Below are 11,659 nucleotides of genomic sequence, written 5' to 3' on the forward strand. Positions count from 1 at the left end.
GTGTGCTGCACATGCGAGCGATGGCACCGCCGTCACTCACCCCTGCTCTGGCTCCAGCCAGCGCCGCCAGGCGTCGATGACCACCTGCCGATGGGCCTTGAACTCGACCACATCGCCGCGGGCGGTCTCCCGGGTCAGCGCTGCACGGTGGTTGGCGCTGCGCGCGGCCAGGTAGGCATCACGCAGGGCCTGGGCCTCGTCGGGGGCCAGGTGAGCGGTCTCTTCCAGGGTCTCGAGAATCCGCATGTTGTCGCTGAAGCGCATGAGCTCCGGCGTCTGATGGGACAGTGCCAGCACCGCGTACTGACACAAGAACTCGATATCGACCATGCCACCGGGGTCGTGCTTAAGGTCGAAGGTGTCGTCACTGCCCTTTGACCCCAGGTGGTCGCGCATCTTGTGGCGCATCTTGACCACTTCATCGCGCAGGGCGTCTTGGTCCCGCTCGCTGCCGAGGATATCGCGGCGTACCTGCTCGAAGGCCTCGGTCAGCTCGGCACTGCCGGCCACCACCCGGGAGCGCACCAGCGCCTGGTGCTCCCAGGTCCAGGCCTGCTCGCGCTGATAGTCGGCAAAGGCGCTCAGGGGACTGACCAGCAGACCGGCATTGCCCGATGGGCGCAGGCGCATATCGACCTCGTAGAGCGACCCGGCTGGCGTCACCGCCGACAGCAGGTGGATGATGCGCTGTCCCAGGCGGGTGAAAAAGACGGTGTTGTCGATCGGGCGCTTGCCGTCGGTCTCGCCCTGGGACGCGCAGTCATGCAGAAACACCAGGTCAAGGTCCGAGCCATAGCCCAGCTCAATGCCGCCGAGCTTGCCGTAGCCGACGACCAGAAACGCCGGGGTCTCGCCCACCCGCTCGCCCTCCTTGCCAAGCGGAAAGCCATGCTTGCGGGTCAGGGTCTTCCAGGCCATCACCAGCACCGCGTCGAGAATCACCTCGGCGATGTAGGTGAGATAATCGCTGACCTTCATCAGGTGACGGGTGCCGGCGATGTCAGAGGCCGCCACATGCAGCACCTGGGCGTGCTTGAACACCCGCAGGGCTTCCAGCTGGGCCTCTTCATCATCCTCGGGGATCCGCGCCAGGGTCTGGCGCAGCTCATCGGCCAGACGCTGCTTGTCGGCCGGGGTATAGAGGGTGTCAGGCGTCAGCAGCTCATCCAACAGGATCGGATAACGGGCGATCTGCTCGGCGATCCAGGGACTCGCGCCGCACAGCTTCATCAGGTGGCCCAGGGCGTCCGGGTTCTCCCGCAGCAGGGCCAGGTAGGCGGTGCGCCTGAGCACTGCCTCGATCAGCGGCAGCACTCGCTCGAGTGACGCATCGGGCGCCTCGCTGTCGGCCAGCGCGTCCAGCAGCATTGGCATCAGCGCGTCGAGACGCTCAAAGCCCACCCGCTGCATGGTCTGAACCTGACGCGACCCCGCCAGGCCCTTGATCCGCTTGAGCGCGGTGGTGGCGTCTTCGAAGCCAGCCCGCGTCAGCGTGGCCTCGGCCTCCTCGTCGTCCGGCTCGCCGCGCCACAGCTGGCGCCAGGTTTCGAGGTTGGCGCCCTCCTCCGTGTCCTCTTCGACCTCGTCTTCGGGATCGCTGATCACCGCATCGAAGTGCTGGCGGACCCGTGCGCGCACCTCATCCAGCTGCGCCATCAGCGCCGGCCAGTCCTTGGCGTCCATGGCCAGCGCCACTCGCTCGCGGTCGAGCTCGTCATCGGGCAGGGCCTGGGTCTGGCGATCCTCCAGCGCCTGGATGGCGTGCTCCAGATCACGCAGGAAGGCGTAATCCGGCAGCAGCTCGTCGACCACGCCCTGGGGCAACAGGCCGAGCTCCGGCAGACGCTGCATGGCGGTCTTCAACGAGGTGACCTGAAGCTCGGTATCACGCCCACCGCGAATCAGCTGAAAGGCCTGAACGATAAACTCGACCTCGCGGATGCCGCCGGGGCCCAGCTTGATGTTGCCCTGCATGCCCTTGCGCCGGACCTCGCGATTGATCATCGCCTTGAGCTCCCGCAGCGACTCGATGGCACCGAAGTCCAGGTACTTGCGATAGACGAAGGGGCGGATGCTCGACAACAGCTCGTAGCCGGCATCGATATCGCCGGCCACCGGGCGCGCCTTGAGCATGGCGTAGCGCTCCCACTCGCGGCCCTGATCCTGGTAGTAGCCTGCCAGTGAGGCAAAGCTGCCGACCAGTGGCCCGCCGTCCCCCAGCGGCCGCAGGCGCATGTCGACGCGAAAGACGAAGCCGTCGGCGGTCACCGGGTCCAGGGCCGAAATGAGCTTCTGCCCGAGCTTGGTGAAGTACTCGACGTGGTCCAGCGCCTTGCGCCCGCCCTGGGTCTCGCCCTTCTCGGGGTAGGCGAAGATCAGGTCGATGTCCGACGACAGGTTCAGCTCACCGGCGCCCAGCTTGCCCATGCCGAGCACCACCAGGCGCTGCTCGCTGCCGTCCCCGCGGGGCGCGGGGCGTCCCCAGCGGGCCTCGACAAAGCGCTCGAGCCAGCCAAGCGCCCCTTCCAGGCAGACCTCGGCCAGGCGCGACACCGCGGCACCAGTGGCCCAGGCATCGATGCCCTCAGGGCGATTGATATCACGCCACACGATCCCCAGCATGCGCGCGGCACGAAAGCGGCGTACGGCTGCCTGCATGGCAGCCTCGTCGTCGGCCGACGCCAGGACCTCATCCAACAGCTCCTGAAGCTCCGCAAGGCTCAGCGCACGATCCAGCTCGCCGCTGGAGTCCAACCAGCCCAACCACTGGGGATAGCGCACCAGCGTCTCGGCGGCAAACTCGGAGATCGCCAGCACTCGGGCGAGTTCGACCCGTCGATGGGTTTCGAGCGCCTGATACAGCTCACCGGGGGGCTCGCTGCCGCTCATCTCGGCGATGTTGTCCGCCTGATCGATACGCGCGGCCAGGCGTCCCCATGCCTTGTCCAGAGCACCGTGCAAGGCAGCCGGAATATCATCGCGGGGAAGAAAGTCCGGGCTCTGTTCCATGGCGGCTCTCCTTGTTCGTCATCGTCGCCGTGCGCTTCAGCCGGCGGTGTATGCCTCGGTTCATACCCTGAGCATAAACAAGCGCGGCGGTCCCGACACCCTCCGCTGGCGCAAGATGGCCGTTAGCCCATCAAGAACTTCTCGGCGGCCAGCAACGCCCAGGTCAATCCCGCCATGAACAGCGCCAGCATCACTGCGGCGGAACCAATATCCTTGGCTCGCCCGGACAGCACATGTCGTTCGGGCCCGATGCGATCGACCACACTTTCGATGGCGCTATTGACCAGCTCCACGATCAGCACCATGAAGCAGCTGCCCACCAGCAGGATCCACTCCACCGGGGTATCGCCAATCCACCAGGCCAGCGGTACCAGCACCATGCACAGCCCCAGCTCCTGGCGGAAGGCCGATTCATGACGAAAGGCCGCTCGCAATCCCTTCAATGAGTAACGCGTCGAGTGAATCAGGTGGCGCCAGCCGGTGTGTCCGGGCTTCATGAGACTTCCTCGTGCAGCGGGACGCGTTCCTGCGTCCCTCAGTGGTTGGCAATCATGCGATCCAGATCGAGAGATACCAGGTCAAGCACCCTGGACCAGCTGATATAGGGCGTGGAGGAGGTGCCGTTGACCAGCACCGTGAATACCCCGAAGCGATGGCTTGCGGTCCGGAAGTAGCCGGTCACGGCACGCACCGCCACCGGCTGGTTAAGCGTGCCGGTCTTCACCGTGACGTGGCTCTGGAAGGTCGACGACCCCCGCCGAATGAAGCGCATCGGGCCGTTGGTGGGCGCCTGCAGTCCTGCGTTGAACACCGGGAACAGGTCGGCTCGCTGGAACATGTACTCCAGCAGGGCGTTACCCCCCATGGCGGATATCTTGTTGCCCGTGGTCAGGCCACTGCCGCTTTCCATGGTCGCGGCGCCGTGACCTGGCACCTGGGCAATAAAGGTTTCCAGTGCCGTCCCGGCCTGGTCGAGCTCCGCCCTCGGCTGATCGACCAGATTCAGCGCCAGCACGTCGGCCATGTAGTTGTTGGAGTAGTTGAGCATACGCAGCAGAATTTCCTGCAGCGGCTTGCCATCCACCGCTGCCAGGCGCCGTGCGGAGGCCGGCGGCGGCTCGCTGGTCGTGGCCACGCCCCCTTCCACCGTGATTCCCATGCTCGCCAGCATGGCCTGGAAGGTGGCAGCCGTCTGCGCCGCGGGATCAGCGCTGGCACGGTAGACCTCACGGGGCAACGCGTTGGAGGAAATCTGTCCACTGACAGTCAAGGTCTCGCCGGTGCTGCCAGTGACTCGGGTGGCCTGCAGGCTGGTACCGGCATTGGCGCCCTGAGTGGTGACCTGATTGTTGACCGCGAACAGCGGCGCCTGGCTGTTGCAGCCGGTGATCCGCGCAGGGCCACCCACGGCGCCAGGGGCCACCTGCACGCACCAGCTGCCGTAGTTGACGCCGGCCGAGGTCAGCAGCGCACTGTAGGCATTGTCGGAACGCTCACGGGCGGTGCAGCGGTCGATGGTACGGCAGGTCACCGGACCAAAGCGCCACTGACTGACGACCAGCCTGCCGGAGACACGCCGCACGCCCGCCTGGTGCAGCCGCTGACCCAGGCGCCACAGGTCTTCGCTGGTCAAACTGGGGTCGCCGCCGCCCACCAGCACCAGGTCGCCCGCCACGGTCCCGCCGGCATCCGGACGAGCGGTGCTGACCACATCGGTGGTAAAGCGATGCTGTGGCCCCCAGGCATCCAACGAGGCTGCGGCGGTGTAGACCTTGGTGACCGATGCCGGCGTCAACAGGCGGCCCGGTTCCAGGCTACCCAGGGTTTCTGCTGGCGCGGCGCCCATTTCGAGCAAGCGTGCCTCGGCACTGACCTGGAAGCCCTGATTCGTCAATTCGGCAAGATTCGAGAAGCCCGCCGCCTGCACGCTGGCGGCAGGCACCATGACGGTAGCCAGCGTCAGCAACGCAGTGGTCATCAAGGCGGATATGGCGGATGAAGAGCGCGACGACATGAAGACTTCCCTGGGGTGGACGGACGTCACGCCGTTTCGACGCAACGAGGGCCGAGTCTACCGCCTGGCGCGACAGGATTCGACTGCGGGTCGATGACATGACCACGCCGCAGCGCTTATCGCTACCCGTCACGCTCATAGGGACGCCGACAACCCGTCACAGGGACGCCGAGAACCCGTCACAGGGACGCCGAGAACCGTCAGTGCGACGCCGTAGAAGAAAACAGCTGAATCACGCAGACCCCGCCAATGATCATGGCGAGCCCCACCAGGGCGGGCAGGTCGGGCTTCTCGCCGTAGACGATGATGCCGACCAGGGTCACCAGCACAATGCCAAGCCCCGCCCAGAAGGCGTAGGCGATCCCCACCGGTACGCTGCGCAGTACCAGCGACAGCAGGTAGAAGGCCGCCAGGTAGCCCACCACCACCACTACGCTGGGCCACAGCCGGGTGAATTCGTTGGAGGCCTTGAGCGCCGAGGTGGCAATGACCTCGGCGACGATGGCCAGTGCCAGATACAAGTAGCTCATCCGCTTGCTCCCTGAAGACGACGTTCGACAATCCGGTCGAACAGCGAATTGAAAACCATGGCATAGATCAGGAAGAACAGCATAAAGCCGGCGTCCAGCCAGAACGCTTCCACCAGACCGATGTCCATCCACCAGGCCACCGCAGGAAGCGTCATGACCAGTAGCCCTAGCTCAAAACCAAAGGCCTGGGCCAGACGCTGCTGCAAGGTGCGCCGGCGACTGGGGACCCAGCGATCGAACATCCAGTTCCACACCAGATTCCACAGCATGGCGGCGGTGGCGAGCCCGGCCGCCAGCACTCCCATTTCGGCGAGGCCGTGACCGCTGAGCATGCTGGCCAGCGGCGTGACGATCACCAGCCCACCCAGCTCAAATGACACCATATGTACCAGACGTTCCTTCAAGGACCGCATCACGTTCACTCCCGCCCGAGGGCGTTGTCGCTTGACGATGCCGCCTATTCTAGGCACTTGGCCGATGGATTCCAGCTAGCTACTATCAGGTAAACAGATAGGTAGGCCTTCCACCATGCATTGGACCCTGGACCAGATTCAGCTGTTCATCGCCTGCGCCGAGCAGGGCTCGTTCTCGGCCGCCGCGCGTCACCTTGGGCGTGCGCAATCGGCGGTAAGTACCGGCATTTCCCATCTTGAGCTGGACCTTGACTGCGAGCTGTTCGATCGCCGTTCGCGCTCCCCCACCCTGACCGCAGCGGGCCATGCGCTACTGCCGGAAGCCAGAGCCGTACAAGCGCAGTGCGAACGACTCAACGCCCGTGCGGCGACCCTGGCACAGGGCGAAGAGGCCCAGCTGGTGGTGGCCATGCATGAAGCCTTGATCGAGATGCCCCCGGTGGACGCGACGCTGGAGGCCCTTGCCGAGCATTACCCCGCACTGTCGCTGACCCTGCTGTACGGCGCCCAGGGGGACGTCGCCGAATGGGTTGAGCAGGGCACCGCCCACCTGGGCATTCTGCTCAGTCAGGTGCATGCGGCAGGCCCCCTCGAGGGCAGTCGCATCGCCCACCTGAAGCAGCGTTGGGTGGTAGGAAGCACTCACCCCCTGGCCCAGCAGGCAGCGGTAACGCCGTCGGCCTTGGCCAGCTATCGACAGCTGATGATGGCGTCACGCCATAGCGAGGCGACGGCACCGCCCCACACCGAGCCTTGCCTGAGCCCCATGCACTGGCGCCTCAATAGCTTCTATTCCATGGCGGAGCTGACGGCCCGCGGACTCGGCTGGTCGCTGGTACCGGAGCACGTGGCAGACTATCCGCCTTTTCGCGACAAGCTGCAGACGCTGACAGGACCGGGCCTTGGCGAGCCCCCGAGCATCGAGGTCGAAACGGTCATTCGCCGCGATGCCGCCAAGGGCCCTATCGCCCGCTGGCTGGTCGCCACCCTGGGCGAGAACTTCCGCGCCGTCAGCCATAGCCTGACCGCCCCCGGCGCCCGCTGACCCCGTCCGCTAGGGGGTTGGCATCAGCTGGGGGCGATGATCGAGCGTGGCGACCAGGCGCCACAGAGGTTGGTGGTGCTCGTGGTACTTGCGCTCGAAATGGGTCATCGGTGCTGCGCCGGGGTCGTGGGCCTCGACCGGCGCCGACACTCCAGTGGCCAGAGCCACCGCGGCGGCAAACTCCTCGACGTAGACCCTCCAGTTGGAGCGCACCTCAAGCCTCCCGCCCAACCCCACAATGGCCGGGAACACCGGGTGCCCGTGCCAGCGATGCTTCAGCTGGACCGACTTCGGGTAGGGATTGGGGTACAGCAGATAGTGCCGCTCGGGCTGCCAGCCCGTCGCCAGGGCCAGACGCCAGAAATCCACCAGGTCAGCACGCACCAGCAAGGCATTGTCCGGCAGCGGCCCATGGTCCCTGGACAGGCGGTCGGCGCTGCGGTCGACGCCGATTACGCTGTGCTCGGGAAACTGCTCGGCCAGCCTGCGTGTCGACAGACCGACACCACAGCAGGCATCGAGAATAAGCCCTCGCTCACCCTGGGAGCGACGCCAGGCCTCGGCATCGTCAAAGGCGTCTCGGGTGTGCTGAGCCAAAGGCTTGCGCCAGACATGGGACAGGCCACGAGTGACCCTGCGCAGCAGGTCCTCGTGAGGGCCGGTCTGGGCGGAGGTCACGATACGGGGAACATCAGACATATGCGGTCTCGAGCGGGGAAAGCGGCAACAGCGACATGCTGCCGTGAATAGCACAGCCAGTGTACCAAAGCCCCGGTAAGTGAGCAGGTACAGACGCCTCAGCCCAATGCTCGCCAGCGCAAGGGCAACGGCGCCACTCTCACCATGTGCAACACCTTGCAACACACCTGGTGCACGCTGTCGCAGCAGCACTGTCGCCCTGCTCACGCATGACGAAGGACCGACCAGGTGCTAACATCGCTGGCCTGAAATCCTATCCCGTGGCAATATCGAACGGCGTTTTGCTTGGGACACGGGCAGCATCGCGCGAGGCACGACTCCTCGCCACCTTGGCATCGAGGCATGAACACCAGCAGCACTGAAGCCAGACCGCCGAATCCACGGATTCCCGCTTCTGGCCTGTTGGCGTCACCTCGACCAAGGGCAGCACTGACGTGCTGATCTGCCCGGGTCTTCATCAGCGCCGTTTTCTGCGCTCCCAGAGCGAGCCTTTCACCCGCTTCAATACGAGGACTCCGGCTTGTCACACTTACCGGTGATCGTGGGCATGGGCGGCGTCAACCCGGCCGGCCGTACCTCGGGCCATCAGGCCTTCCGTCGCACCGTGCTCGACGCCCTTTCCGACGACGAGCAGACCTCCACCCTGCTCGGTCTGGCCGCCATGATGCGCCTGGCCCACTGCGATGCTGACCAGCACTGGCACAATGCCCAGGGCCAGGAGCTCGATGCCGCCCAACTGGCGCTCGAAACCCGTGACCAGGTACTTAGCCATACCCTGATTCGTCGCATCGAAGATCCGCGTTTCAACGACGAAGGCCTGCCGGCCAATCGTCGCGCCAACCTGGCACTGGAATCGCCGATCACCTTCCGCCTGCGTCGACGCCAGCTACCCGACGACCTGCCGCCTACCTGGCAGGTGCGTGAGGTCGACCGGCATCACCTGGAAGTTACCGTGCCAGCGGGGCAGATGGACGTCATGCTGCCCGAGACACGCCCTGCTCAGGTGCGCGCCGCCGGCCAGCTACCCAGCGGCTTTGATCCCAGCCAGCTGTATCGCAGCGTGCACCACCCCCGCGGTCTGTCCATGGCGGTGTTCGCTGCCAGCGATTGCCTGGGCGACAGCGGCCTCGACTGGGACACGCTGCGCGACCGGCTCGACCCGGATGCGATCGCCGTCTACGCCGGCAACTCGATCGGCCAGCTGGATGACGAAGGCTGGGGCGGTCTGCTCAAGAGCTTTGTGTCCGGCAAACGCGCCACCTCAAAGCAGATGCCGCTGGGCTACGGGCAGATGCCTGCCGACTTCCTCAACGCCTATGTACTGGGCAGCGTCGGCGCCACGGGCGCGGCACTGGGGGCCTGCGCCAGCTTTCTGTACAACCTGCGCCTGGGGATCGACGACATCCGCAGCGGCCGTCGCAGAATCGTCATGGTGGGCACCGCCGATGCGCCCATCACTCCCGAGATCATCGAGGGCTTCCGCACCATGGGGGCCCTTGCCGACGATGATAGCCTGAAGGCCCTGGACGCCCTGGAGCTGCTGACCGACGCCGACTACCAGCGTGCCAGCCGCCCCTTCGCCCGCAACTGCGGCTTTACCATGGGCGAGTCCAGCCAGTTCGTGATGCTGATGGACGACGCCCTGGCGTTGGAAACAGGCGCGGATATCCTGGCTGCTGCACCGGAGGTCTTCGTCAACGCCGACGGCTGGAAGCGCTCGATCTCGGCGCCCGGTATCGGCAACTACGTGACCCTGGGCAAGGCCTGCGCCTTGATCCGCGACATGCTTGGAGAAAAGAGCCTGCGCGAGCGCTCCTTCCTGCATGCCCACGGTACCTCGACACCGAAGAACCGCACCACCGAGTCCCACGTCTTTGACGCGGTGGCCAAGGCCAACGGCATCACCGAGTGGCCAGTGGTGGCCATCAAGGCCTTCCTGGGTCATTCCCAGGGCAGCGCCGCCGGTGATCAGCTCACCAGCGCCCTGGGCAGCTTCGCCCATGGCCTGCTGCCGGGGATCTGCACCCTGGACAAGGTCGCAGACGATGTCCACGCCGAGCGCCTTCGGTTCTTCCGTGAGACCCAATCCTTCGTCGCAGATGCCAGCCTGATCAATGCCAAAGGCTTTGGCGGCAACAATGCCACCGGCGTGCTGATTTCGCCGAATGCCACCGAGCGGCTGCTGACCCAGCGCCACGGGGCCCAGGCGATGGATGCCTGGCGTGAGCGCCGCGAGGCCACACGGGCCCAGGCCCGTGCCTATCATCAGCAGGCGGATGCGGGGCACTTCGCCGTGCGCTATCGTTTCGGTGAAGGCGTGCTCGAAGGGCCGGAGCTCGAGGTGCAGCACGACAGCATCCATATCCCGGGCTACGCCCAGCCGGTATCGCTGGCGGTGGACAACCCCTTTGGCCAGCTTGCCGACAACGACGACGAGAGACAGGAGCAAAGGTGATGACGACGGCCGTCTATCCCGGCACCTTCGATCCGATCACCAACGGTCACTACGACCTGATCGAACGGGCGTCACGCCTGTTCGAGAAAGTCGTGGTCGCCATCGCGGCGAGCCCCGGCAAAGGGCCCGCGCTGGACCTGGATACCCGACTCGAGTTGACCCGAGACGTGGTCGCCCCCCTTGGCAACGTCGAGGTTGTCGGCTTCAGCGGGCTGATGACCGACTTCATGCAAGCCCAGAATGCACGGGTACTGCTGCGAGGGTTGCGGGCGGTATCCGACTTCGAGTACGAGCTTCAGCTCGCCAACATGAATCGCGCGCAGATGCCTGATCTGGAAACCGTCTTTCTGACGCCAGAGGTCGAGAATTCCTACATCTCTTCCACCCTGGTGCGAGAGATTTCTCGCCTCGGTGGAGACATCAGCAAGCACGTGCACCCCAAGGTCGCACAAACCCTGCGTAGCCATTACAATACCTGACCATCACACTGGGATTTGACGCTGCGGATGCCTCTTGCGCTGCAGGACTGATCCCGTTGATCCCGAACACCGGGACCGGCAATGCCGTTTCCCCGGGCTGCCCGCCAGGCCAACCCCCGTCGCTGTGCGACGCGCCTGACCGGAAGCCCCGGCCCCAGGGCCGCGACTCTGCGTGAGGACCCTCAATGTCACTGATGATCACCGACGAGTGCATCAACTGCGACGTCTGCGAACCGGAATGCCCCAATGGCGCCATTTCTCCCGGCGAGGAGATCTACGTCATCGACCCCAACCTGTGCACGGAGTGCGTCGGTCACTACGACGAGCCTCAGTGTCAGCAGGTGTGTCCGGTGGACTGCATACCGCTGGACCCCGAGCGTGTCGAAAGCCACGAGACGTTGATGGAGAAGTACCACATCATCACGGCGGCCTGATCACATTCGGCCATCGTCGACCATACTGACGCTGATGTGCTGAGACTGACGTGCTGAGGCCGGCATGTCTATGCTGACAGTTCATGCTGACCGTTCATGCTGACCGTTAATGCTAGCAGGAGCCGCCCCAGGGCGGCTCCTGGCGTTTACAGCTTGACCACTGCACGCCCACTCAGGGCCTCCGGTAGGTCAGGCACGCTGATCCCCAGCAGGGTGAGCGGCGTGATCGCTGGCCGGCGCTCAAGGCACACGATCAGGCTGTCGCCCTCAAGACGCACTCTGGCACCATCAGCGCATCCTGGAGTCTGCTCGGCGCTCCAGCCCATGGCGCTGATACTGTCGAGTACCCGCTGCGCGGCGTCAGACTCGACGTCTTCCTCGGCGAGCCACGGGGCACTGGCGACCACCGCGGCAGACCTCGCCGCTTCGCTGGCCACCTGGGTCAACTGGTGCTGCTGCACCATGGCCACCGAGTAGCTGATCAAGGCGTACAGCAGCAGCAGGAAAATCGGCAGCACGACAGCGAACTCGATGGCCACGGCACCTCGCTGGCCCTGCACTCCCCTGCGGTGTCTGTTCAT

Annotated in this window: 11 protein-coding genes; 4 read left to right on the plus strand and 7 right to left on the minus strand. The window is 65.2% G+C overall.

The window, feature by feature from the left end:
• Positions 1-36 precede the first annotated feature (36 nt).
• The 5 genes from glnE to JF545_RS06945 form a co-directional block, all read right to left on the minus strand.
• Positions 37-3,009, minus strand: a complete 2,973-nt coding sequence (gene glnE / locus JF545_RS06925; RefSeq protein ID WP_206940595.1) for a bifunctional [glutamate--ammonia ligase]-adenylyl-L-tyrosine phosphorylase/[glutamate--ammonia-ligase] adenylyltransferase — start codon at positions 3,007-3,009, stop codon at positions 37-39.
• A gap of 122 nt (positions 3,010-3,131) precedes the next feature.
• A complete protein-coding gene (locus JF545_RS06930) occupies positions 3,132-3,506 on the minus strand; it encodes a diacylglycerol kinase (RefSeq protein ID WP_206940597.1) in 375 nt (124 codons plus the stop codon).
• A 38-nt stretch (positions 3,507-3,544) separates the two neighbouring features.
• Entirely contained in the window at positions 3,545-5,023 is a 1,479-nt protein-coding gene (dacB, locus tag JF545_RS06935; RefSeq protein ID WP_242520708.1) for a D-alanyl-D-alanine carboxypeptidase/D-alanyl-D-alanine endopeptidase, read from the minus strand.
• 200 nt (positions 5,024-5,223) lie between these two features.
• A complete protein-coding gene (locus JF545_RS06940; protein ID WP_206940600.1) occupies positions 5,224-5,553 on the minus strand; it encodes a DMT family transporter in 330 nt (109 codons plus the stop codon).
• Positions 5,550-5,966: a PACE efflux transporter gene (locus JF545_RS06945; protein WP_206940601.1), complete on the minus strand. Its 417-nt coding sequence runs from the start codon at positions 5,964-5,966 to the stop codon at positions 5,550-5,552. The genes JF545_RS06940 and JF545_RS06945 overlap by 4 nt, the downstream gene beginning before the upstream one ends.
• Before the next feature lie 115 nt (positions 5,967-6,081).
• Between JF545_RS06945 and JF545_RS06950 the strand changes: the two genes are divergently transcribed.
• Positions 6,082-7,011, plus strand: a complete 930-nt coding sequence (locus JF545_RS06950) for a LysR family transcriptional regulator (RefSeq protein WP_206940603.1) — start codon at positions 6,082-6,084, stop codon at positions 7,009-7,011.
• A 9-nt stretch (positions 7,012-7,020) separates the two neighbouring features.
• Here the strand turns inward: JF545_RS06950 and trmB are convergent, their stop codons facing one another.
• Entirely contained in the window at positions 7,021-7,710 is a 690-nt protein-coding gene (gene trmB, locus JF545_RS06955; protein ID WP_206940605.1) for a tRNA (guanine(46)-N(7))-methyltransferase TrmB, read from the minus strand.
• Positions 7,711-8,257: 547 nt separating this feature from the next.
• Here trmB and JF545_RS06960 point away from each other — a divergent pair.
• From JF545_RS06960 to JF545_RS06970, 3 genes are all read left to right on the plus strand, one after another.
• Entirely contained in the window at positions 8,258-10,165 is a 1,908-nt protein-coding gene (locus JF545_RS06960) for a beta-ketoacyl synthase (protein WP_206940862.1), read from the plus strand.
• A complete protein-coding gene (gene coaD / locus JF545_RS06965) occupies positions 10,165-10,644 on the plus strand; it encodes a pantetheine-phosphate adenylyltransferase (protein WP_206940607.1) in 480 nt (159 codons plus the stop codon). The genes JF545_RS06960 and coaD overlap by 1 nt, the downstream gene beginning before the upstream one ends.
• Positions 10,645-10,829: 185 nt before the next feature.
• On the plus strand, positions 10,830-11,078 hold the full coding sequence (locus tag JF545_RS06970) for a YfhL family 4Fe-4S dicluster ferredoxin (RefSeq protein ID WP_206940609.1): 249 nt from the start codon (positions 10,830-10,832) through the stop codon (positions 11,076-11,078).
• Between the two features lie 146 nt (positions 11,079-11,224).
• Here JF545_RS06970 and JF545_RS06975 read toward each other — a convergent pair whose 3' ends face one another.
• The gene (locus JF545_RS06975) at positions 11,225-11,659 is read right to left on the minus strand and encodes a TadE/TadG family type IV pilus assembly protein (protein ID WP_206940611.1); all 435 of its coding nucleotides are present in this window, start codon (positions 11,657-11,659) and stop codon (positions 11,225-11,227) included.

Origin of the sequence: Halomonas litopenaei (assembly GCF_017303055.1) — a bacterium.
GTDB lineage: Bacteria > Pseudomonadota > Gammaproteobacteria > Pseudomonadales > Halomonadaceae > Halomonas > Halomonas litopenaei_A.

What these genes read in the sequence shown, in the direction of transcription:
- JF545_RS06975 (WP_206940611.1), bottom strand. Translation starts at nt 11,659, where the DNA reads ATGAACAGACACCGCAGGGGAGTGCAGGGCCAGCGAGGTGCCGTGGCC.
- dacB (WP_242520708.1), bottom strand. Translation starts at nt 5,023, where the DNA reads ATGTCGTCGCGCTCTTCATCCGCCATATCCGCCTTGATGACCACTGCG.
- JF545_RS06970 (WP_206940609.1), top strand. Translation starts at nt 10,830, where the DNA reads ATGTCACTGATGATCACCGACGAGTGCATCAACTGCGACGTCTGCGAA.
- JF545_RS06930 (WP_206940597.1), bottom strand. Translation starts at nt 3,506, where the DNA reads ATGAAGCCCGGACACACCGGCTGGCGCCACCTGATTCACTCGACGCGT.
- coaD (WP_206940607.1), top strand. Translation starts at nt 10,165, where the DNA reads ATGACGACGGCCGTCTATCCCGGCACCTTCGATCCGATCACCAACGGT.
- JF545_RS06950 (WP_206940603.1), top strand. Translation starts at nt 6,082, where the DNA reads ATGCATTGGACCCTGGACCAGATTCAGCTGTTCATCGCCTGCGCCGAG.
- glnE (WP_206940595.1), bottom strand. Translation starts at nt 3,009, where the DNA reads ATGGAACAGAGCCCGGACTTTCTTCCCCGCGATGATATTCCGGCTGCC.
- JF545_RS06940 (WP_206940600.1), bottom strand. Translation starts at nt 5,553, where the DNA reads ATGAGCTACTTGTATCTGGCACTGGCCATCGTCGCCGAGGTCATTGCC.
- JF545_RS06960 (WP_206940862.1), top strand. Translation starts at nt 8,258, where the DNA reads ATGGGCGGCGTCAACCCGGCCGGCCGTACCTCGGGCCATCAGGCCTTC.
- JF545_RS06945 (WP_206940601.1), bottom strand. Translation starts at nt 5,966, where the DNA reads ATGCGGTCCTTGAAGGAACGTCTGGTACATATGGTGTCATTTGAGCTG.
- trmB (WP_206940605.1), bottom strand. Translation starts at nt 7,710, where the DNA reads ATGTCTGATGTTCCCCGTATCGTGACCTCCGCCCAGACCGGCCCTCAC.